Raw genomic sequence first — 23,131 nt, forward strand, 5'->3', positions numbered from 1 at the left:
GTCTGATTTTTGTGAGATCAACATCACGTATAAATGGTGTTTTTATCGCCTGAAACCTCATTTGGACTTAATTTGAATGGGTTTTTAGTCACGCCAGAATGGTTTATTGCTTTATGGTCTAATTATTTTGTTAGTTGGCGTGCACCGGCTAGGCAGTGGTCTAGCAAGCAAAGTAATTAGCCAAGCATCAAGAAAGGATGCAAAACATGATTGAAGAATGGATTAATGCCTTTGTCGGCTTTATTTGGGGTAAGCCGATGTTGATCTTACTGGTTGGCGGTGGGGTCTTCTTTACCCTTTATGGTAAGTTCACCCCGTTTCGTTATATGGCACACAGCATCAAGCTGTTAACCGGTAAGGTGGACGATGGTAGTGGCCATGGTGATTTATCTCATCGCAAAGCACTTGCTGCCGCGCTCTCCGGCACTTTGGGTCTCGGTAATATTGCCGGTGTAGCTCTGGCGCTAAGTGCCGGTGGACCGGGTGCGGTGTTTTGGATGTGGTTAACGGCATTACTGGGCGTCTCGACCAAGTTTTATACTTGTACGCTGGGGGTTATGTATCGTCACAAAGACGCCAAGGGAAACGTACATGGTGGTCCCATGTATACAGTTCGGCACGGTTTAGGGCCAAAATTTAAATGGTTGGCGGTGATGTTTGCCATTGCCGGTCTAATGGGGTTTGTACCGTCTTTCCAAATTAACCAGCTTGGTGCCGTGGTACAAACTCAGCTATTTCCGGGTGTCGCTTGGCTGGAGAGCAGCGCCTTCTCTTGGGCGCTGGGTATTGTACTGGCGATCTTTGTTGGCATGGTGATTTGGGGTGGTTTGAAGCGTGTGGCTGATGTTGCCGGCGCGTTGGTGCCCCTGATGGCGGGGAGTTATATGGTGATGGCGATTGCTGCCTTGGCGATCAATGCCGAGCGCGTCCCTGGCGTGTTTCAGTCCATTTTTGCCAGCGCCTTTTCACCGGATGCGATGTTTGGTGGCTTGATCAGTGTGATTATTGTTGGGGTGAGTCGTGGCGCTTTTTCTAATGAAGCTGGGATTGGCACCGAAGTCATGGCCCACAGTGCGGCAAAGACCAATGAGCCTGTTCGTGAGGGCTTAGTCGCTAGCCTGGGTCCTATCATTGATACCTTGATTGTCTGTAGTTGTACTGCGCTGGTGATATTGGTAACCGGTGTGCTCGATCAGGCCGAGGGCATGCAAGGTGTTAGCCTGACCATGGCGGCATTTAAAGCGGCCTTTGGCGCGCCAGGGGCGTGGCTGTTGGCGGCACAGGTGTTAGTGTTGTCTTTCACCACGGTATTTACATTTTGGTATTACGGCTATAAATGCTTTGTCTATTTGTTTGGCGAGCAGGCGGGTCAGTATTATAAGTACCTATACTTATCGCTTGTGGTGCTGGGGGCGGTATTATCGCTGGATGTGGTGTTCTTATTCCTCATTGGGGCGTATGGGCTGATGGCAGTGCCCACCATGGTCTCCGCGTTGCTGCTGGCGCCTAAGGTAAACCAAGCCGCTAAAACGTATTTTGCCAGCCACCGTTACCGTGAAAGTCACCGCTCACAGGTAACCGACAGTTAATGTCTTGACTGACAACTTTGTTGTCACGCTAAAACTAACAAAGGCTGCCAATGTGCAGCCTTTGTTTTGTTCACTATGTTGGCCTTTATCGTTGATTAATCATCAAGTGGTGCGCCGAATACGTAGGTATCAGCCAGGCTCACCATGCGACCGATTTCAGGCTTGGTAATGGTGTCATTTGCGCCTAATTGTAAGGCTTTGGCACGGTTATCCTCGCTCATGATCGATGAGAACATGATAATCGGCATCGTTTTATAGGTATCCATCTCTCTGAGGCGTTTGACTAAGTGCATGCCGTCCATGCGTGGCATTTCTACGTCTGACACGATCGCATCGACAAATTCATTGATCGACACGCCCTCTTCTTTGGAAATGCGTTCGAATTCGGTGAGTTTGTCAAAGGCCTCGCCACCATCTTTGGCCGATATAATGTTAAAGCCGGCTGAGCGTAGCGTGTTTTCAATCAAGCTACGAATAAAGGCAGAGTCGTCGACCACCAATATGGTTTTTGCCTCGCGCTTTTTCGCACTCGACTCAGAAATATTGACGTTTCTATCCTGAGTGACATCGTATTTTTCCATGCTCAATTCAGGGTTGATATCGGCAATGATTTTCTCAAAGTCCAAAATCATAATCAGGTTATTGTCTTTACGGACAACGGCTACCACACAATCTTGCTCGCCGGCTTCTAAGAATTGACTCGGTGACTCAACCGCTTCCCAGGAAATGCGGTGAATGCGGCTGATGCTGTCAATCAAAAAGCCATTGGTCATGTTGTTAAAATCGGTGACGATCACGAACTTGTTGTCTTTTTCGGGGCGAGTGGGAACGCCCAGCCAGCCTGCGAGGTCGATCAGTGGGGTGAGTTTATCGCGTGATGAAAACACTCCAATCATGTGCGACTGTGCATTTGGATAGTCAGTGGTTTCTGGAACCTGAATAACTTCGCGAACCTTGGCAACGTTGATACCGTAGTAGCAGGTTTTGGTACTGCCGTCAGGAAGTTGCTTGATTAAGTGAAACTCAATGATCTCTAGCTCATTCGTACCACTTTCCGTCAATATTTCGTTCTTTGTTGGCTCGTCGTTCATGCCTACCACATTTCCTTTCGATATCAGCGAATAAAGCTGGCGTTAAACTGAGTTTGTTTCAGTATAAGCCTGAGATCAATAAAGCGACAATATTTGCTATACAACCAAGCTGCTTTCTGTGGGCTATGGCGCTAAAAACGTGATGAATAACAGGGATAAAGATACAAGGCTTTAACATGTCAAGACTCAGACGGGCAGCGTAAGCCGTGGTCGCTATACCCGCACAACGACGTGAAGCATGCCCAGTTGCGTTGTTGGTGAGACTATGTCATCAATGAAGAAGTGGTGTATCGCGAAAAGAGGAGGCAAGGATGACGGAGCCAGGCTCACAGTGGTTGGAAACGGTTAAAGAGATGCGTGAGACATTCGACGCGCAAAAAGAGCAGGTGTCTCAGTGTCCTTTTTTAGAGTACAGCCATCGTCGCGACGCGCTGCTGCGCTTGCGTCAGGCGATCAAGCAAAAATCGCCTGCGTTACAACAAGCCCTTAGCGACGATTACGGCTACCGTGCGCCCGTTGATACTGAAATTGCCGACATCTTGCCCTTGCTGCACCAGATTGATTACACCCGTCGTCGATTAAAGCGATGGATGAAGCCACAAAAGCGGCGTACTGGGATAACTCTGCTGGGAACGCAATTAGTGGTGCACCAACAACCCAAAGGGGTGGTTGGGATTATTGTACCTTGGAACTTCCCGATCATGCTGGCCGTAAGCCCCCTGATTTGTGCGGTTGCGGCCGGCAATCGGGTAATGCTTAAGCTTTCGGAGTTCACGCCTAACACCAATCGGGTATTACGCGCGTTAATCGCTGAGGTGTTTAGCCCAAACGAAGTGGCCGTGGTAGAAGGTGAAGTTGAAGTGTCGCGCCGCTTTACAGAATTGGAGTTCGACCACCTCTTTTTTACTGGCTCAACCCAGGTCGGACGCCAAGTCATGCTGGCGGCGGCCGATAATTTAACCCCGGTGACCCTCGAATTGGGGGGGAAATCGCCGGTGATCATTGATGACCAGGTTGATATGGACGTGGCTGTCTCACGGCTCATTTACGGGAAGTGTTTAAACGCTGGGCAAATATGTGTCGCGCCCGATTATGTGCTTTGCCCTGAGCATCGCCAAGAGGCCTTTATCCATGCCTATCAACGCGCGTTCCGAGCCCTATATCCAGACTTTGAAACCAACCCAGATTACAGCCAGATCATTAATCAAACTCAAGCGACGCGGCTAGAGGAAACATTGAAAGATGCGCTCGATAAGGGGGCGCGTCGCTGGTGTGCGCTCGACCAGCAAACCGTGCCGACCGCCGAAAATCAGCGCTGGCCGACCCAGCTGCTAACCCACGTCACCGATGACATGCGGGTGATGCAAGAAGAGATTTTTGGCCCGCTCCTACCTATTGTCACCTATCAAGACTTCTCTGAAGCCCTGAGTTATATTCAGGCGCGTCCACGGCCGCTTGCTTTATATTTGATGAGCAATGACGCTGAGATACGCACGCAGGTCACCACACAGCTTCACGCCGGCGGTATGGGGATTAATGAAACCTTGTTCCATGTCGCTGCCGAAGATGCGCCTTTTGGCGGCATTGGCGATTCCGGCATGGGGCATTACCACGGCATTGAAGGCTTTTACACCTTTAGCCACAGTAAAACCGTCCTGACCCGTGATAAATGGGACACCAGCTTTTTAGTCAAACCGCCGTATAACCGCTGGTACAAACGCTTAATGCGCTGGTGGCTGATGCGGTAGTGACTCTTGATTGAATTGTGAATAAAGCCACAAAAGCTATTTAATGGTGTTGCGCTCATTTTGATTCGAAACTACTAATTAAGTTATGTCTTAATTAGTAAGGGGTGGTCATGTCGTATCAAAATTCGAATCTAGAGCGGCGCCGATTTTTAAAACTACTGGCAGGCGCAGGCGCGATAAGCTTGATGCCGGCAAGCTTACCCTCACGCGCTCAAACTCGCGCCAAGATCGTTATTGTCGGGAATGGTGCTGCCGGTATCTCGTTGGCTAATCGCCTTGTGCAACACCTTTCTACCGATCAAATATCGTTAGTCGGTGCAAGACAGCGTCATCTGTATCAGCCTGGGCAAACTTTGGTGGCATCTGGGTTATGGAAAGTATCCCAAGTCCTATCAACAACAGAACAATGGTTACCTGCTGGTATAAAATGGCACCAACAAAATGCCAGTGCGTTTTTACCTGAACAACAAAAAGTCGTACTTGAGAATGGAACTACGCTCAGCTATGACGTACTGGTTGTTGCCATGGGCACCCAACTTAATTACACCCACATTGAGGGAATGGATGAACGTCTTATCGGTCAGCATGGTATTGGTAGTGTTTATCCGGGGCCAGAAGGTGCACTGGCAACGGATACAGCGTTTAAACAGTTTATGAATAGAGGCGAGGGCAAAGCCATATTTACTCTTGCTGAAACACCAATCAAGTGCGCAGGCGCACCACTTAAAATGACCTTTACCTCGCTTGCACGTCTTGAGCAGACTGGCCACCGTCAAGCATATGATGTGAACTTCGCCACGCCGTTTAAAGACCGATTGTTTTCTATTCCCGTTTATAACGACTTTGTCATGGAACGCTTTGGTAACCAAGGGGTAGACATTGCTGATCAGAAAACGTTGATTGGCATCGACCCGACTAATAAAAAAGCACGCTTCTCACTCACAGCGACGGGGAAAACACGGGTCGAAGAGTATGATTATATCCACGTCGTGCCTCCCATGAGTGCCCCCGATGTGATTAAGCATAGTGATCTTGTTTGGGACCATGGTCCTCATAAGGGTGAATGGATGGCAGCGGACCAATATACGCTACAACATCCCACTTTCCCCAATGTATTTGGTATCGGTGATGTGACCGGTATTCCGCTATCGAAAACGGCTGCAAGTGTAAAAAAACAAGTTCCCATCGTTGAGGCAAACCTCTTAAGTTATCTGAACGATAAGCCTTTAGAGGCTGAGTTCAATGGATATACCTCTTGCCCATTGATCACTGGGTTTGGCAAAGCGATTCTGGCTGAGTTCGGTTACGGTGGCAAATTACTCCCTTCTTTCCCGTTTATTAGTCCAACAGAAGAAACGTGGATGGCTTGGGTAATGAAAGAACAAATGTTGTTACCAGCCTATCAAGCGATGTTGGATGGAAAAATTTAATGGAGGCGGACATGACTCTTGACGCAATTTTTACCGTAATACTGTATTCAGCCGCTCCTTACTGGGGATGGTTATTACTTTTACTGGGTTTGCCCATAGTGTCGTTAGTGATTTTTCGTCGCTTTTCTTTGCGCAGCGCCAAGCGCGCTTTTGTGTTCAGTATTGTAGTCGGCCTTGTCTGTGCACTTTCAGCACCACCGTTAACGGGCTCCAAACTTGCGATGCTTAATGGTGCCGCAGACTGGGTGATGTTAATCATGATTGCGATAGGTGCGACGCTCTACACTATGATATTGGCTGCGATCGTTTTGAAGCCACAAGCAACGTCATTGTTCGGCCAACGGGCACAATGATCGGATCGAGCGATTCATCAACATAGCGTGCAATTAAATCCCTAAACTTTTCCGAGAAATTGATCTATATCTTTGGTTGTTACATAACTGTTAAAAGTGGTGCAAAGCAACCAAAGGAGCGACACAATGGCGTTTTCAGTACAACCCGATTCCATGTTGCCAGACATTGGTGATCATGAGCGCGCGATGGTTGAGCAAGAGGTAAAGCTCGCGGTTACCGATGCCAATGGCAAATCACTGGGATATTTAGCGATGGTGCCGGATGCGCAGCGCTTTATTACCTTAACCCAAGATAACGCAGAGGCGTTGAGTTTTATCAAAACCCCTTGCAGCGTCAACGCGGGCTATTATCAGTGGTCGTTTTTTTATGACGACATTGAATATGGCTTGGACTGTTTAATTGAACCTGACAGAAACAAGTGTCGGCTATATGCCAATGATCATGCGGCAGCCGCGCCATCGTGGAAGCTTGTTGATGACGGGGAGCGTGGCCCTTTGATGATGGCTGCCCCTATCTCAGCGATTGGACCGGGTACGCGTATTGCTGTTACCTCTGATGAAGCTGACGTACCGAATGTATTGGTGGGGGCGCTTGAGGGCGGCGTATTGGTTCATGAGCAGCCAACTTAAATCAGGTTGAACACCGATTATCTTACCGGCCAGTGCTCCGTCACTGGCTTTTTTATGCCAATCAATCTCACTCTCTAACTGCATGTGCTAATTCACTTTCATTTTTGGTTGTGAGCAACATCAAAGAACTGTTCATCAATCATTTTTAGTAAAAAAGTGTTAAGTACTCACGGATGGCCTACACAAACACTTTGTAAACAAAAAGTTAATATTCATGCTGCTGATGTAATAGTAAATAATGCTGGTAGATTGAACAAATAAAGCGATTTTCTCTGCGGAAAAAATTGCTGTTGATGCATAGCTTTATAAACGTGCTTGTTGTTATTTGTAGGCAATTAATTTTTGATACGTTTAACCATTGTAAGGAATACAATATGTTAAAGAATGTTCTTAGCTGCTGTATTGCATCAGCATTAGTCGCTGCATCGCCTGCAGCACTCGCAAAACAGGAAGAAGGTAAACAAGCGATCTCTCAGCAGCAAACGCTAGCGCCACTGGTTGTCGCGTCAGACAAGCAGGGGATTGAAGACCAATACATTGTGGTATTCAAACAGCCGATGACGCTCAGCGACGATCCACAAGCGCTACAAACCTTCACGCAGCAGACCGTCTCAAGCATGGTCAACCAACACGCGGTTAAAGTTGAGAAAGTGTTTGATCGCTCGCTGAGTGGCTTTGTAGCCAAATTGACGCTAGAGCAACTGCGCGCGTTGCGTATGGACGAGCAAGTTGATTTTATTGAGCAAGATAAGACGATTTCGTTGGACCCAGTAATCACCCCAAACGCCAATCAGAGCAACCCAGTGTGGGGACTGGATCGCATTGACCAACGTAACCTGCCTTTGGATAACAATTACAGCACCAATTTTGATGGCACAGGTGTGACGGCGTATGTCATTGATACAGGTGTGACAACATCACACGTAGAGTTTGGTGGTCGTGCTCGCTCTGGCTATGATTTTGTTGACAACGATAATGACGCGTCAGACTGTAATGGTCACGGCACCCATGTGGCCGGCACTATCGGTGGTAGCCAATATGGCGTCGCTAAAAATGTCGATATTGTTGGGGTGAGAGTGCTGAGCTGTAGTGGTTCAGGTTCAACGTCCGGCGTGATTGGTGGGGTTGATTGGGTGGCTGCTAATGCCAGTGGACCATCGGTGGCAAACATGAGCTTAGGTGGTGGCGTATCTACAGCACTGGATCGGGCGGTTGCCAGTGCGGTGCAATCGGGTGTGAGCTTTATGCTGGCGGCTGGTAATTCCAACGCCGACGCCTGTAACAGCTCACCGGCTCGTGAGCCAAGTGGCGTCACTGTGGGCTCAACCACCAGCAGCGATCATCGCTCTAGCTTCTCAAACTGGGGCAGCTGTCTTGATGTATTTGCACCAGGCTCGCAAATCAAATCTGCCTGGTATGACGGTGGTTATCGCACCATCAGCGGTACCTCAATGGCCACACCTCATGTTGCCGGTGTCGCTGCTTTGTATTTACAAGAAAATAGTAGCCTGTCACCTGCGCAACTTGCGGGCTTGATCAGTAACCGTGCCAGCGTCAACAAAGTTAGCGATCCTCGTGGGTCGGTTAACAAATTGCTCTACAGCCAAGCGGATAGCAGTTGCGAGCCTGATTGTGACCCGACGCCAGGGCCAACAAATGAGCTGAAAAATGGCCAGCCAGTCACGGGTATCTCTGGGACACAAGGTGCGCAGCGCTTCTTTTATGTTGATGTCGATGCAGGGCAACGCCTAACAGTCAACATCAGTGGCGGGTCAGGTGATGCAGATCTATACCTACGCCATGGGTCGAAGCCAACCTTAAATAACTGGGACTGTCGCCCTTACAATTACGGCAATAGTGAAGTGTGTACCGTGCAAAGCACACAAAATGGTCGCTATCACGTGATGCTTAATGGTTACACTTCTTTTAACGGTGTCAGTGTGACAGCGCGATACTAATGCACTGTAGCTAAGGCGGTCGCGTTATGACCGAAACCGTTTTATGACCCAAGATGACGATAAAGCGCGGCACAAAGCCGCGCTTTTTAGTGGTATTGGCGCAAGCAATCGTATAGCAAGTTGATAAAGCCCTTTCGATCGACGGCCATTGCCACCTCGGTATTTGCGAGATTGCTCGTGACGTGATAGCGGTCGACGACCGTCATTCCAGTGGTTAACGTCCCTTGTGTCTCGACACCCACCCATAGTGATTCACACTGGAAGAGGTCAGGCATCACCAGCATCGTCATGGCCGGGATCGCAGTCGATAATAATGGGTTCACGCATAAGCTGGCCTATCGCTGAGTTGGAGTGCATGTTGCTCAGCACAGGATAAACGTCTTGTCACTCACAGCGTGTGATCGCCCTCGCTAATTGCTAAGCGCTTGCACGAGCGAGATGTAACAGTTGAATAATTTATCATCAAAAACTGAGAGATGAGTTGTTACACATTGTCAACATGTTGCGAACGAAAATGTGGTTGTTGCATTATTTTGCAAACAATTCAATCAATCTACCTTTGCTTGATAATTTAGTTTTTAATTTCAATTAAGTGGTGTTTTATTGGTGTTATAAGCTGCATTTTTGATTTTTAACTAGATTATATGACAAGTTTTTAACAAAACAATTAGGACATATGTCTATTACATTTATGTGATACTTTAAGTCGAACTCGCTACTATGCAACCGCACAAAATATTATAACTAAGAGAGTTTGACGTGAACCAGACTATAGATATCTCCTCAAAAAGTGTATCGCACCGTTGGACCCAACATGATACCCATTGGGCCTTGAGCTTATTCGGTACCGCGGTGGGGGCTGGGATCCTGTTCCTCCCGATTAATCTTGGGATGGGAGGCTTCTGGCCGCTCATGATTATGGCCGTACTGGCGTTTCCGATGACGTTTATGGCTCACCGAGGCCTAGCACGTTTTGTGCTGTCGTCGCGCCACAAAGATGCCGATTTCACCGATGTGGTTGCCGAACACTTCGGTAGTCATGCAGGCCGTTTGATCTCCATGCTGTATTTCCTTTCTATTTTCCCCATTTTGTTGATATATGGCGTTGGGCTGACCAATACAGTTGATAGCTTTTTGGTTAATCAGCTCGGGTGGGCGTCGCCAAACCGCGTAATGCTTTCTGGTGTGTTAGTCGCTGGTATGATTGCGATCATGATGGGCGGCGAGCGCCTGATGCTGCGTGCATTTGCGGCGATGGTTTATCCGCTGGTTGCTATCTTGGCGTTTTTGTCTTTTTACCTAATACCATCATGGCAAGCACCGAACCTCGCTATGCCCGGGATGGGAGAACTGGGCATGAATCTATGGCTCGCCGTGCCAGTGGTGATTTTCTCGTTCAGCCATGCGGCGGCGATTTCTAGCTTTGCTAATATTCAGCGCCGTCACTATGGTGATGATGCCCAAGGCAAGTCAGAGCAAATTCTTAAACGCGCGGGCGTGATGTTAGTTGCCTTTGTACTCCTGTTTGTTTTCTCGTGCGTGTTGACCCTCACCCCGGCACAAATGGCGGAAGCGAAGGCGCAAAATGTGTCTGTGCTCTCATACCTTGCTAATGTCACCCAAAACCCATTTATTGGCACCTTAGGGCCTTTGGTCGCCTTTATTGCTATCACATCATCGTTTTTGGGGCATTTCCTCGGTGCACGCGAAAGTCTGAACGGCCTGGTCACCAAACATAGCAAACTCACTTATAAAAAGGCCGATAAGCTCGGCGTGGTGGTGATGTTTTTTGCTATTTGGTGGTGTGCGGTGATTAACCCCAGCATCCTCGATATGATGGGCGCATTGTCTGGGCCTGTGATTGCGATGATCCTATTTATTATGCCAACGGTTGCGGCCTACAAAGTCAAAGCGCTGGCGCAGTATCGCGGCAAAGCGGGTACGTACTTTATCTTTGTCACCGGCATGCTGGCGATTTCAGCGTTGCTTTATAACTTGATAGGCTAATGAAGAATCCGTTATAACCTGTTAAAAGCGCCCAATGGGCGCTTTTAGGCCTCTAAGCGCAAGTAAAAAACGCGATCACGGCTTCATATGGTGAGTCGTCACTACTGAATTTTATGGAGAGTGACTGACAACCCTCCCTTAAACTCTCCTTCAACAATGCATTAAGAGACCACTAACAGTACTTGCTATTTTTCTCTTGTATCGCTAAAGTCTAAATATTAGTTTTTTCTTATGTAAAGGTCGCTATGCTGCCTAAACGATTTTTCCCTTTTGTTGCGCCTTTTTTAATGTCAGTGTTAATGGTGACATTGATGACAGCGGTAATTACGGCTGTGAATACTGGGTTAAGTGATGGGTTTGTTTGGCGTTGGGTTGAGGCTTTTATCGTCGCTTGGCCGATCGCATTCACCATTATTTTTCTCTCGTCAAAGCATGTACAGCGTTTAGCGCAGTGGTTATGCAGTCGCGATTAAAGATCAATCGAACACGTTGAGAACGGCGCAGTTCTTGCCCTGCTTTTTAGCTTGATACATCGCTTTATCCGCATCAACAATTTCACAATGTGGCATGCCGTTAGGGTAATAAGCCACGCCTAAACTCACTGTGACGGGCATCGACGGGTGGTTAAACAAAGCAAGGCTTTGTCTTGAGATTTCCTCACATAAAAGTTTGCCCTGCGCGAGTGCGCGTTCAGCGGAAGAAAAATACTGCAATACGGCAAACTCCTCGCCACCGATCCGAGCTACCACGGCGTCATTGGGCAATAGATTTCGTGCTGTTTGAGCGACAAAGCAAAGTACTTCGTCGCCATGTGCATGACCAAAGCCATCATTAAAGGCTTTGAAATCATCAATATCAAACACCATCAACGTCATTCCTTCTGCTTTACGCATCTGCCCATATAAGCACTGATAAAAGTAACGTCGATTGTGAAGATGGGTGAGTGAGTCGGTAATGGCCTGGTCTTGCAATAAATCGTTGGCTGCTTGTAATGCGCGGGTTTTCTGTTTAACCGTTCTTTTCAGTAACACGATATAGCTGATGACAATCATCACCCCAAAGGCGATTAGCGTTGGTAACAAATATGCCGGATAGACAGTCTCGACATCGTAATACACCCAGCGGTTGAGTAGCCGCCGCTTGGTGTCATCGTTGAGCCAAGCAAATTTATTATCAACCTGATTGAGTAATGCCGTTCTCCCTTTCGCAAAACCGGTATACAACATTTCTGTATAGAGGTGCCTGACGGGGATAAACAGATTATTGTTACTGGTGGTGTAAAGGTGATAATTGGCCACTTGCAGATCGGCGACAAATGCCTGGATTTCTTCAGATAACGCTGCATCAAGCATGGCTTGATTATTCGGGAAAAGCTGCAGCGTTACATCTGGAAATTCGGTTCTCATAAACTCTTCTTCGTACCCGCCTTGCACAACACCGACTGCGTGGTCGGTTTCGCCCGCTAACACATAATCCGCCGATACGCCCGTGAGAGCTTGGCTGAAGAACACTTGCGTATCGATGCTAAAAAGGGGGGTGCCGAAATCCATAAACGCTAACCGCTCTGGCGAGCGAAGTAAGCCTGCGTGAACATCGGCTTGACCGCTTCGTACTGCATCAATCGATTGCTGCCAATCAGTTAACACAAACTCAATTTGATAGCCGTTACGTTTGCCAAATTCTTTCCAAAAATCGATCAAGATCCCTTTTGGCTCTTGATTGCGGTCAAGGTAGGAAAATGGTCGCCAAGCATGCGAGTTCGCCACTTTTAAAACAGGGCTTTGCGACTTGGACTGTTGGTTTTGCTCAGCGTCAACACCCAGCGTGATGGTCAAGAGGACGCCAACGCTCAGAACCGCAACGATGACACGAGTCACCACAGATAACACCCCAGAATGCCGCATAAACAACCCTTGAATCTGGCAATGGCTAGAAATAATGGCGCCCAATGCACGCGCCCATTACTACCAGTATATGAACAAAACATTAGCGGCTGGGGATAAATATCACTTTTTCCGCAAGATTGAGAGGATAGTGCGTTGGTGTTGATGCACCCGATTTGGGCAATATTAACGGTATGAGGTGGCGCTCCGGGCGTTGCTAAGCTGGGTGCGCCACATTGTTAATCTGTTACTGTTTGGCCCCGTGCTCAGCGAGCACATGAGCGTTGACCGTTTGAAACGGATACGACGCAAGGGCGCCAAAACCGGGTATTGTCTTCGCTTTGATTTTGGTATGAAGCGGTGAAGACAGGCCGAGTAAAAAGCGTGTCGTTGCCGCGTGACTTGGCGTTGCATCGCAAGCGACGGCGAAGTGCTGGCACCATGATGATAATGCCTGTACATCGATCGCGGGTAACTCAGGGCGTGGGGGTAGCTGAGCAATATGTCCTTGGCATACGGAACAATGGCCACAGGTGGTTGGCGCTGCGTGATCGCCAAAGTAGTCGGCAAGACGCTGGCTAATACAGGTTGAAGAGGCCAATAAAGCCAGTAATTGGTTGATGCGGGCCAGTTCGCTCGCTTCCTTTTTAGCAAAAAGGGCATGCAATTGTTCGGCTTGCGCTGGAACATCAATCTCATGGGGACTGATCGAAAAGACTTGCGTGACCTGTTGGGTGGCAAGTGTTATCCAACCTTGCTCGTGAAAATAGTCCAGTGCTGCTAACGCACGCTTTCTTTCTGCCCCAAAGCGTTGCCACAATTGCTGGAAATCCATTTTGTACCAGGTTTTAGCTTTGACCGCGCACGCAAATAGTTGGACAACAAATTCGCGCCGCTCGCCCTGAAATTTAGCCGTAATGGCTGCTGGCGACTCAACACATTGGAATTTCACATCGGCAAAATAGCTGTATTGGCTGGTGATCACGCCGGCCATTTCCAAATAAACCAGCAGCGTTTTAAGAGGCAAAAGGCGAATATTATACATCCGTGACAGGCTATGGAGCATGACTTCCCATTGTTGACCTGCTTGTTTTATTTCTTGCAACAGCCCCTCAATCGCTGCCTTATCGGGTGTATCACCGTAGATAAAATTTTCCAGTACATTCAGGCTCGACTGATTGGCGAGCACAGTGCACGTTGCTCGAAGGCCATCTCGCCCTGCGCGGCCAATTTCTTGGCTATAGTTTTCGATCGATTTAGGCAAGTCAAAATGGATGACACGCCGGATGTCAGCCTTATCGACCCCCATCCCAAAGGCGATGGTTGCGACAATACACGGCGAACGGCCCGCCATAAACGCCTCTTGTATCGACACGCGGGTGTCGTGACTCATACCGGCATGGTAAGCCGTCGCGGGGATATGCTGGGTTTGTAGCCACTGGGCTACATCCTCGGCGGTTTGCTGCTGAGTGACATAAATGACAGTCGGCAAATGGGGATCAGGTTGCAACTGCTCAATCAGTGCTTGTCGTTTTTGCACTTCCTCTACAGCGATCACATTCAGGTGAAGGTTTGGACGATAAAAGCCGGTCAACGTGGTGTTGTTTGACGGAATGGCAAACTTTCGCTGCATGTCTTCGACCACCGCTGGGGTTGCAGTTGCGGTGAGAAGCAATACCTGCGGGATATTTAATTGCTCTCGATAAGCAGGGAGTTTGAGGTAATCAGGGCGAAAATTGTGGCCCCACTCTGAGATGCAATGTGCTTCATCTATGACCAGTAAAGAGATGGGGATAGGGGTGATAAATTGGCGAAAACGTTCGTTGTTTAACCGTTCGACCGAAATCATCAGGACTTTGATGTCGCCGCGACGGATTTGCTCCATCACTTGTTTAGTTTGCTCGGGGGTCTGTGTGGAATCAATGGTAGCGGCAACAATACCTTTACGGCGCATAAATGCGATTTGATCATGCATGAGCGCTAATAAAGGTGAAATCACTAAGGTTAAGTGAGGCAGTTGTGTGGCGGGCAGTTGATAGCACAATGACTTACCCGCACCGGTAGGAAAGATAGCACAGGCTGACTCTCCTTGCATTATCTGAGCAATGACCGATTCTTGCCCTGCTCGAAATGATGAAAACCCAAAAATGTGCTCAAGTGCTTGTGTCAACATGCCGCCTCTCCCCCTTTTTTAACCTAGTGGTTTTTATAAACAAGGGAAGAGACGGTATCGACGACGTGTTAACGTTGCAAGCACAAGAGAGCGTGAGTGCGAGCAACCCCATTCTATTGAGTAAGCGGAGAACCTTTTCTAACTCAGAAAAGCGTGATTACAACGCCTTAACCAATGCTGCGATGTCATCCCAGCTGCGCGCGTCAATCAACTTGCCGGGCACCATCCAGGTACCGCCGCATGCAAGTACTGAGGGCAACGCGAGATAATCATTTACATTCGCCTCACCCACGCCGCCGGTTGGCATGAAACTCACGGGGTACACGGCAGATAACGCTTTTAACATCGCGATGCCGCCTGAAGCTTCCGCGGGGAAAAACTTCAACGTATCCAGCCCAAGCTCCATGGCTTGCTCGACTAAACTGGGGTTGTTGACCCCGGGGATGATAGGAATACCGCGCTGTTGGCAATGTTTCACTGTGGTTGGGTTAAGCCCAGGGCTGACAATAAAATCGGCGCCTGCGTCAATCGCAGCGTCGACTTGGGTTGCAGTGAGTACCGTGCCGGCACCAATCAGCATATCGGGATAGGCATCGCGCATGAGACGAATAGCACGGGCGGCGGCGTCAGTGCGAAAGGTAATTTCAGCGCACGGTAGATCATTATCTACCAAGGTTTTGGCGAGCGGCACGGCATCATCCGCATTGTTAATCGCAATCACTGGCACGATGCGAATTGCCTTAAGGCGTTGATTCAGTTCAGTCATAGGGTTCCCTTACAGTAAAACGCTTAATAGCGAGACAGTCACAAAGTCACTATTGAAACGGGTTCTCGCATAGCGTGAGATAGCGACTCACATCACCCGATTGAACTGGGCAGACGGACTTTGTCGATTTTTCTTTTTGGAGTTGCAGTCGCTGACAGTCTTGATGGTCCGGTGAAAAGTGTATCCATACGCTATCCATGGTCAAGGTGTTGGCAAGGTAATAAACATGCTGACGATGATCAGCCACATTAGTCCAAATGGTGTAAGACGCTTTTTCTGTGTGATAAGGGTTAAAATTGACAGGAACGGAGCATGTAGCCACGAGCGAACGTGCTTGATAAACCGCTTCACACTGGTTTTGCGCGGGCCGGCTAAAGGTTAAGTAATAGCTGGCTCGTTCAAAGCGTTGTGTAGCACTGTTGCCGCCGGGTGCTGAATAAACCGGGTGAGCAATAGGATTGTTGGGATCAAGGCCCCACGTATAAGTCCAGTAAGCCTTCAGCGTTTGCTGTGTTTTATAGTCGGGTTGGTTGGTGACAACAGTATCGTCATGGCTTTCATAGAGTTGAAAAGCGCCGTCTCGCACTTCGATAACTCCGGCATTTCCATCGGCATCGGAAAGTGATAGATGCAAATGAGAGTCGGTGTCCGATGTATCAGGTAAGCGTTCTGAAACGATGGTGATCGTGTTTGAGGTAAAAAACTGAATCACTTGATGAACGTTGGCAAAACAATCCAATACAAACTGCACCCAGCGGTTAGCACTCAAAAATTGTCCGTCTCCGGTTGCCGGCCCGTAACTGACATCTGAGTCATATAGGCCATTCACGGCTAATCCGGCTTCGTTGAGGCCGTCCACGGCAGCATAACCTTGCTTGTCACTACCCATGACAGTGACGAGACTTGCGTATTCCGAGCGCCATTGTAGTACCTGCTGCTTACGAATACCGAGCTGGCTAGCAGACTTCGCGTCCAGTCCTCGACTTTTCATACCTTTTGGGAAACGATAGAAATAGGTATTAATCGGCCAAAACCAGTCCATATTGCGCGCAGTGATAGGATACTGTGGATTAAGGTTGTTAAAGATGCGTGTGCACATACCATTGATGCCTTTGTTATTAACATGTTAATCAATCCAGGCTATGATAGCTGATGTTAAAAGATTGACCTATACGAGAATGAAAATGGAAGTGAGTGAACTCAACAGCAGTTCTGAGTTGCGCCTCAAAGTGCTTAAAGGATTAAGCCTGGGTGTGGGTGGTTTAGCGGTCTTGGTGGCGATCGGTAATGTACTTGTTAGTCAAAGCTATATCTATGCCTCTTTTGTGATGCTGTACGCGCTTTACTCTTGGCATGTATATCGACAGACCGCTAAAACGACCATTTTTAATGGCCACAAATACATCATGTCGGCCAGCTTGACACTGTTAGTGATTGCGGGAACGGTTTTGAAGCCAACGGACACTGGCGTGTTCTTTTGGACGTTAATTTTTCCCATTATTTATTACCTGCTGTTAGGACACAAAGCGGGATTTTTGGCCACTGCTTCTTTATTTCTCATCCAAATGGTTAATATCGCTTTTCAGTTTAATACTGAGCAGTATTTCGACATGATAACCATGATGCTTAACTTTTCGTTTTGTTACGTCACCATTGCCGTTGTCTCACATGCCTATGAAATCAATCGCGTACTGGCGGAAAATAAACTGAGTAAACTGGCTACGTGTGATCCGCTAACTGGAGCTAATAACCGCCTCGCGTTGAAGCATCGCTATAAAACATTACAAGATCAGCAAGCTGGGTTTCATCTTTTGGTGCTGGATATTGATCATTTTAAAGCGGTTAATGATGAATATGGCCACGATGGCGGCGATGTCGTGTTGCAATCGGTGGTGAACACCATGGTTGAGGTCGCGGGGAGTGACAATGTATTCCGGCAAGGGGGAGAGGAGTTTTGTCTTCTATTAGAAGGTGTTTCTCATCATGATGCGCTAGCGATGGCAGAGCGAATCCGCAAGCGTATTGCGAAAACCCCCATTGTTTATCAGCAGCGCGCCATTCCAGTCACGGTCAGTATCGGGATCACGCAAAGCGAGGCATCAAAATGTGCTCAAGAAATTAATCGTCAAGCGGATGCGAATTTGTATGCGGCGAAAGCAGGTGGTCGGAATAAAGTGGTGGCGTGAAACGGTTAAGGCGCCACTTTGCCTCGCAGCGCTTTGGTTTGGCTTTTGCGTTTCTTGGCGTCTACGCGGCGACGTTGTGAGGCTTTGGTGGGCTTAGTGGGTTTACGTTTTTTCTGCTCTACCATCGCGCTTTTGAGTAACGCCTGCAACCGCTCTAGCGCATCCTCTCGGTTTAATTCTTGAGTGCGATAGTTTTGCGCTTTTATTACCACGACGCCCTCTTTGGAGATGCGCGAATCAGACAGAGCCATTAATCTGGCTTTGTACGCATCAGGCAGTGACGAGGCTTGGATATCAAAGCGTAGATGAATGGCGCTCGATACTTTGTTGACGTTTTGCCCGCCTTTCCCTGCGGCGCGGATGGCCGTGAGCTCAATTTCATTGTCGGGAATCGCCACCTTATTCGATAGAGTGAGCATTCAACCTCTCATGTATAAAGAAAGGGCGCAGTGTACCCAGAATAAGGCCTGCGGCGCAAATAGACCGGCAGGCCAGGGCGGCTGAGTCCGAGCGTTAGGGGAGATCAAACACCAGAGCTTGGCTGGTTTCATTGCTCTTATTACTGAAGGTTACGTGATGGATATCTTCAATTTTTGCGCCATCACCGGGGGCCAGAGATGTCGTTTCAACGTCGAGCGTGCCCGCGACCTGATGCACATAGGCATGGCGTCCAGCCTCCAATGGCAAGGTGACCGATTCACTGGGCGGTAGAATAAGCTGTAGCAAACGCGCATCTTGTTTGATGTGTAAGGTGCCATCTTCCCCTGTTGGGGTCGCGATAATGGTAAAGCCAGCCTGCTTACCAAAATCTTTTTGCTGATAGCCCGGCTCTCCGCCTTGCTCATTGGGCTCAATCCAGATTTGTAGAAAGCGTAAGGCTTGGGTTGACGAGGCATTATACTCGCTATGATAAATACCGCGCCCCGCCGACATCAGCTGGAACTCGCCAGCGGGTAGGGTTTGTCGGTTGCCTTGGCTGTCTTTGTGTTCGATTTCCCCTTCCAGCACCAGACTGATGATTTCCATATCACGGTGTCCGTGGGTATCAAAGCCTGCGGCGGGCGAGACGATATCATCATTGATCACTCGCAGTGCAGAGAAGCCCATATGATGGGGATCGTAATAGCTACCAAATGAAAAAGTATGGCGACTTTGTAGCCAGCCAAAGTTGGCCTGACCGCGATCGCTGGCATGACGGACGGTGATCATAATGCTTCTCCTCACTAATTCGATGTTGAACAGCGGTAACGCTGAACAATAAATGCAGTGTAGAAACAAAAACGCCGTGCGAACACGGCGTAAGATTGAGCATCTTGTTCTAAAAAGCTGAATAACCCTAGCTTAAAAACGCACTACAAGGTTTTGTGTGGCCCAAAGCACTCATAATGGAACTGTTCGTCAGGCACGCCAAGCTCGCGAAGTTGCGCTTGAATATGGCGCATAAAGCCAACTGGGCCGCAGAGATACACCTGTACCGCGGCTGGACTGAACGTATTGCTCACCGCAGTGAGATCCATCCATCCGGTATGATCAAAGTCTTGTCCAAGCGTATCCGTGGGTTGAGGTTGGTTATACCAAATGTGCGTCTGAATATGCGCGTGCTGACGCGCGAGGGTGCGGACAGAATGATTGAAAGCATGCAGTTTGCCGTTCTCGGTCGCATGCAGCCAAGTGACGGGCGCGTCATGTTCGGTCAGGCTTTCCAGCATCGCTAACATTGGCGTTACGCCCACCCCGCCAGAAATTAATACCACGGGTGTATGCGGATCCACGTTCAGTTTGAGATCGCCCGCCGGTGGGGTGAGCATCACAGTGCCACCAACGGCTAATTCGTCATGTAAGTAATTGGAGACCTGACCTTGTGGCTCCCGTTTTACCGAGATCTGATAATGCTGGCCGTTAGGCGCATGTGACAAACTGTATTGGCGAATTTCTTGATGTTCAAAGCCGGTATGATTCACGACAATGCCAATGTATTGCCCGGCCGTAAAAGGTGCGACGGGCTCACCGTCTTGAGGGGCAAACACAAAACTGGTGACCTGTTCACTCTCGGGGCGTTTTTCAATCAACGTGAATGCTCGTTGCCCTTGCCAGCCACCGATTTGGGCGTGGCTATTTTCATAAAGCTGCTGCTCTTTGGCGATAAATACATCCGCGAGCACTTGATAGGCCTCAGCCCATGCATCAAGCACGGCTTGTCCCGGCGAAAGGAGCTCATCAATGGTGGCCAATAAATGCTGACCGACAATCGGATAATGCTCGGCTTGGACCAGCAAGCTGGTATGTTTGTGAGCAATCTTCTCTACCGCACCCAGTAAAGCGGGCAAGTTGTCGATGTTCTGTGCATAGGCACAAATCGCGTTAAACAGCGCTTCCCGCTGATCGCCATTTTGCTGGTGGCGGAGGTTAAAAATGTCCTTTAACTCGGGGTGATGGTGGAACAGTCTTTGGTAAAAGTGGGTCGTCAGCTTCGGGCCAGTTTCGGCGAGCACAGGGGCAGTTGATTTAACAATATCAATGGTTTGTTGGCTTAACATTCGCGTCTCTCTAAACATGTATACTTAATGCATGTTTAAGTTGTATCTAAAATGCATGTTTAGGTCAATGTAAAATGGCTAAGAAAAATGTGAAGAGAAAACAGAGAACAAAAAAGTGTTTGTTAAGCAGTATGTTAGTTATAACCTAGCAGAACTCAATCGTTGAGTCCTGCTAGGTGAAAGAGGAGGAATTTCTATGAGCTTTTTTGCATATCACTTGCTGATATATGGGTTTCAGCGGTGTATTTTGATAGTGCGGAAACCACGCGATTACGGCCTTGTTCTTTGGCTTGATACAAAAAGTTGTCCGCATCAGCCAGTAACGCGTTGATGGTGGAAGCGCCCGTAAATACCGCGACGCCGGCACTGACCGTGATACCGGTTGCTTGGCCTTCAAACGGGAAGCTTTCAACTTGCACGCGCAATTTCTCTGCCACTTTTACGCACGTTGCTAAGTCAAGATTGGGGCAAATCACTAAAAATTCTTCGCCGCCCCAGCGAACGACATAATCTGTACTTCTCACGTTGTACTTTAGAATGTTGGCAACGTCTTTTAAGACCAGATCACCTTCAAGGTGGCCATAGGTATCATTCACTTGTTTAAAGTGATCGACATCGAGAATAATCACACCAAACGACTTGCCCGTGTACGAGGCATTATCGAGCTGTTGTTCTAAAATATGGTTGCCTTTTAAACGATTAAACAGCCCCGTCATACTGTCGACTTCAGAGCGACGCTCCAACAGTTTTTTATCGGTAATATCAGCGCCGATACCAATATAACCAATCACTTTTCCTGCTTCGTTTTTATTGGGCATAATATGGGTCTGCAGCCAAAACTCTTCACCTTGTGCGGTTTTATTGTGAAACTCACCTTTCCAACTGATCCCGTTTTTTAAATTCGTCCACAACTGGGTAAAGTCGGAGGGTACGCATGCATCATGCTGAAAAATAGAAGCGGGTGCACCAATGACATCTCGGCGTCGATAGCCAGAAAGCACGGACATTGCATCATTACAGCCAATAATGATGCCTTCTTTGTCGGTTTCTAAAATAGGAATGTATTGATCGATAATGCTGCTGTACTTCTTGTTCTCTTCTATGTTTTCTTGCAAAGCATTGGCTGTTTTTGATAGAGACTTTGCAATTAAAAACGCAACAGGAAAAGCCAATACTAGAATCGCAATAACTGACTGAAGTGCCCCTTCTATCGCTTCGGCGGTGAGTTGATTGGTGAAATTTTGCGATGCACGTGCGTAAAGCACCAAGCCATTGTCATTTTTAATTAGGTTATCCAGATCATATTGGAAAACAGAGCCGTCGCTGTATAAAAGCTGCTCTCTCAGTGATGCGATTTCTGTTTGCACCGTGGGTGATTTATTAAGATAGCGACTGAAGTCATATTCGCTGTTAGTCGATGTAAGGATAAAACCATCCTTATCTGTGATAGTAATATCTAGTTTATCGCTGTTCACCAAGATACCGAGCAGGTACGAGGCGTTCATATTAGCAATAATATAACCGGCACGGTTTCCCGTCACTGGCGAAATCACAGGGCGAGCGACGCGTAATGTGGGTCGAAGTGGGCGTTCAATTTCACCAAACTCTTTGTTGAGGTTAATACTGGAATAATAGGTAGTGTCGTCAGAAAGCGTTTGTAGCTCAGCGAAATAACGGCTGTCCGACTTGTCTTGCAATTGCTCCGGTTTCTCAATTCGATAGGCGCTGTTTGCGCTGTTTGCGCTGTTTGCGCTGTTGGGCTTATAAACGTCGATAATCTCATTGCCATTCACGTCAAGTAGCCGCAGTTGAAAGATAGCGGCGTTAGCACGCGCCAAGCCGAGCAGATAGCGCTGAAGGTTTTCTTTTGCATCTGGAGATTTGGTTGTCAGGTAACTATCAATAAAGTCACTCTGCGCCGCGTTCACTACGGTGAGCTCAGCAGAGCCAATCAGCGTGCGCGTCGTGTTTCCAACCCGATCAAATTGAAAGTCGATTTGGTCTTTTATGATCCCTTTTGATATCTGGTTGAGATGGTAGTAGTTGAGCGCATTCGTGATTGCTACGATCAGAATTCCAAAAATAACAAATGAAATCAAATATTTGTAAAATGTAGAGCCTTTGAATATTGATGTCATTCTTTTCCCCTAAACCAACACATTACACCTTTCCTCAATGCATAGTAGACTAGTCTTGGCTGTCTAGTTGAATGTGGTCGACTTTTTTAAACTGTTTTTGGTTAACCTTTCTTAGAAAAAGTGAGACAAGAAGACGATGATAACAGTGACGATAGCTTTGTTTTCACTGAGTGAAGACTTACAATTTGGCGGAGCAGCAAGAGGCACATATGCAACTAACCAGCTTTACAGATTACGGGCTTCGCACGTTGATTTTTCTGGCCTCCTTGCCAGAGGGTGAGCTTACCAACATTACTGAGGTGACACGTTTGTTTGGTGTGTCGCGCAATCATATGGTGAAAGTCATCAACCGGTTAGGGCAGTTGGGATATATTCAAACGGTGCGCGGAAAGAACGGGGGGATTCGTCTACTGCAAGCGCCGACCGCGATCACGGTGGGGCAAGTCGTACGCGATCTTGAACCGTTGGAACTCGTCAATTGCTCGGTTGAGTTTTGTCATATCACTCCAGCGTGCCGCTTAAAAGAGCGTTTAGCGAAAGCCAAACAAGCCTTTTTAAAGGAGTTGGATGCATGCACCATCGATGCGCTTATCAACGACAATCGCGAGTTAATGATATTGCTCACCCGCCCCTAAATGTGCA

General features: G+C 48.1%; 20 protein-coding genes. 10 read left to right on the top strand and 10 right to left on the bottom strand.

Going from position 1 to position 23,131, the window contains the following annotated elements; translation table 11 throughout:
- The first annotated feature begins 206 nt into the window (after window positions 1-206).
- Complete coding sequence (locus tag BZG74_RS05830) at window positions 207-1,589, top strand: alanine/glycine:cation symporter family protein (protein ID WP_201247354.1); 1,383 nt, start codon at window positions 207-209, stop codon at window positions 1,587-1,589.
- 95 nt (window positions 1,590-1,684) lie between these two features.
- On the opposite strand, the gene BZG74_RS05835 is transcribed toward BZG74_RS05830, so the two are convergent.
- A complete protein-coding gene (locus BZG74_RS05835; protein ID WP_077771754.1) occupies window positions 1,685-2,680 on the bottom strand; it encodes a chemotaxis protein CheV in 996 nt (331 codons plus the stop codon).
- Between the two features lie 311 nt (window positions 2,681-2,991).
- On the opposite strand from BZG74_RS05835, the gene BZG74_RS05840 reads away from it, so the two are divergent.
- From BZG74_RS05840 to BZG74_RS05860, 5 genes are all read left to right on the top strand, one after another.
- On the top strand, window positions 2,992-4,428 hold the full coding sequence (locus BZG74_RS05840) for a coniferyl aldehyde dehydrogenase (protein WP_077771755.1): 1,437 nt from the start codon (window positions 2,992-2,994) through the stop codon (window positions 4,426-4,428).
- Window positions 4,429-4,538: 110 nt separating this feature from the next.
- On the top strand, window positions 4,539-5,858 hold the full coding sequence (locus BZG74_RS05845) for an NAD(P)/FAD-dependent oxidoreductase (protein ID WP_077771756.1): 1,320 nt from the start codon (window positions 4,539-4,541) through the stop codon (window positions 5,856-5,858).
- Window positions 5,859-5,869: 11 nt separating this feature from the next.
- The gene (locus BZG74_RS05850; RefSeq protein WP_131825621.1) at window positions 5,870-6,211 is read left to right on the top strand and encodes a hypothetical protein; all 342 of its coding nucleotides are present in this window, start codon (window positions 5,870-5,872) and stop codon (window positions 6,209-6,211) included.
- A gap of 126 nt (window positions 6,212-6,337) precedes the next feature.
- A complete protein-coding gene (locus BZG74_RS05855) occupies window positions 6,338-6,841 on the top strand; it encodes a hypothetical protein (protein WP_077771758.1) in 504 nt (167 codons plus the stop codon).
- Between the two features lie 374 nt (window positions 6,842-7,215).
- On the top strand, window positions 7,216-8,799 hold the full coding sequence (locus BZG74_RS05860) for a S8 family peptidase (RefSeq protein ID WP_077771759.1): 1,584 nt from the start codon (window positions 7,216-7,218) through the stop codon (window positions 8,797-8,799).
- Window positions 8,800-8,885: 86 nt separating this feature from the next.
- Here BZG74_RS05860 and BZG74_RS05865 read toward each other — a convergent pair whose 3' ends face one another.
- Window positions 8,886-9,122 carry a nucleoside hydrolase gene (locus BZG74_RS05865; RefSeq protein WP_077771760.1) on the bottom strand — a complete coding sequence of 79 codons (237 nt, stop codon included), beginning with the start codon at window positions 9,120-9,122 and terminating at the stop codon, window positions 8,886-8,888.
- Window positions 9,123-9,558: 436 nt separating this feature from the next.
- Here BZG74_RS05865 and BZG74_RS05870 point away from each other — a divergent pair, with 436 nt between their 5' ends.
- Together BZG74_RS05870 and BZG74_RS05875 are read left to right on the top strand one after the other, a co-directional pair.
- Window positions 9,559-10,806, top strand: coding sequence for an aromatic amino acid transport family protein (locus tag BZG74_RS05870; RefSeq protein WP_077771761.1), 1,248 nt, complete (start codon window positions 9,559-9,561; stop codon window positions 10,804-10,806).
- A gap of 287 nt (window positions 10,807-11,093) precedes the next feature.
- The gene (locus tag BZG74_RS05875; RefSeq protein WP_227486448.1) at window positions 11,094-11,279 is read left to right on the top strand and encodes a DUF2798 domain-containing protein; all 186 of its coding nucleotides are present in this window, start codon (window positions 11,094-11,096) and stop codon (window positions 11,277-11,279) included.
- 3 nt (window positions 11,280-11,282) lie between these two features.
- Here BZG74_RS05875 and BZG74_RS05880 read toward each other — a convergent pair whose 3' ends face one another.
- The 4 genes from BZG74_RS05880 to BZG74_RS05895 all read right to left on the bottom strand — a co-directional run bounded on the left by BZG74_RS05880 (window position 11,283) and on the right by BZG74_RS05895 (window position 16,727).
- Entirely contained in the window at window positions 11,283-12,710 is a 1,428-nt protein-coding gene (locus BZG74_RS05880) for a transporter substrate-binding domain-containing diguanylate cyclase (protein ID WP_077771763.1), read from the bottom strand.
- 226 nt (window positions 12,711-12,936) lie between these two features.
- Window positions 12,937-14,862, bottom strand: coding sequence for a RecQ family ATP-dependent DNA helicase (locus BZG74_RS05885; protein ID WP_077771764.1), 1,926 nt, complete (start codon window positions 14,860-14,862; stop codon window positions 12,937-12,939).
- A gap of 157 nt (window positions 14,863-15,019) precedes the next feature.
- Window positions 15,020-15,628 (bottom strand): bifunctional 4-hydroxy-2-oxoglutarate aldolase/2-dehydro-3-deoxy-phosphogluconate aldolase, encoded by a 609-nt coding sequence (locus BZG74_RS05890; RefSeq protein WP_077771765.1) that lies wholly within the window; start codon window positions 15,626-15,628, stop codon window positions 15,020-15,022.
- Window positions 15,629-15,677: 49 nt separating this feature from the next.
- A complete protein-coding gene (locus BZG74_RS05895) occupies window positions 15,678-16,727 on the bottom strand; it encodes a linear amide C-N hydrolase (RefSeq protein WP_077771766.1) in 1,050 nt (349 codons plus the stop codon).
- Window positions 16,728-16,812: 85 nt separating this feature from the next.
- Here BZG74_RS05895 and BZG74_RS05900 point away from each other — a divergent pair, with 85 nt between their 5' ends.
- Window positions 16,813-17,814, top strand: coding sequence for a GGDEF domain-containing protein (locus tag BZG74_RS05900; protein WP_077771767.1), 1,002 nt, complete (start codon window positions 16,813-16,815; stop codon window positions 17,812-17,814).
- A 5-nt stretch (window positions 17,815-17,819) separates the two neighbouring features.
- Here the strand turns inward: BZG74_RS05900 and arfB are convergent, their stop codons facing one another.
- The 4 genes from arfB to BZG74_RS05920 form a co-directional block, all read right to left on the bottom strand.
- Entirely contained in the window at window positions 17,820-18,233 is a 414-nt protein-coding gene (arfB, locus tag BZG74_RS05905; protein WP_077771768.1) for an alternative ribosome rescue aminoacyl-tRNA hydrolase ArfB, read from the bottom strand.
- A 94-nt stretch (window positions 18,234-18,327) separates the two neighbouring features.
- Window positions 18,328-19,023 carry a pirin family protein gene (locus BZG74_RS05910; protein ID WP_077771769.1) on the bottom strand — a complete coding sequence of 232 codons (696 nt, stop codon included), beginning with the start codon at window positions 19,021-19,023 and terminating at the stop codon, window positions 18,328-18,330.
- Window positions 19,024-19,166: 143 nt separating this feature from the next.
- Complete coding sequence (hmpA, locus tag BZG74_RS05915) at window positions 19,167-20,351, bottom strand: NO-inducible flavohemoprotein (protein WP_077771770.1); 1,185 nt, start codon at window positions 20,349-20,351, stop codon at window positions 19,167-19,169.
- 194 nt (window positions 20,352-20,545) lie between these two features.
- On the bottom strand, window positions 20,546-22,489 hold the full coding sequence (locus tag BZG74_RS05920) for a sensor domain-containing diguanylate cyclase (RefSeq protein ID WP_077771771.1): 1,944 nt from the start codon (window positions 22,487-22,489) through the stop codon (window positions 20,546-20,548).
- Window positions 22,490-22,698: 209 nt separating this feature from the next.
- Here BZG74_RS05920 and nsrR point away from each other — a divergent pair, with 209 nt between their 5' ends.
- Window positions 22,699-23,124 carry a nitric oxide-sensing transcriptional repressor NsrR gene (nsrR, locus tag BZG74_RS05925; protein ID WP_046075700.1) on the top strand — a complete coding sequence of 142 codons (426 nt, stop codon included), beginning with the start codon at window positions 22,699-22,701 and terminating at the stop codon, window positions 23,122-23,124.
- Window positions 23,125-23,131: the final 7 nt, after the last annotated feature.

It is taken from the genome of Salinivibrio sharmensis (assembly GCF_001995985.1).
Lineage (GTDB): Bacteria > Pseudomonadota > Gammaproteobacteria > Enterobacterales > Vibrionaceae > Salinivibrio > Salinivibrio sharmensis.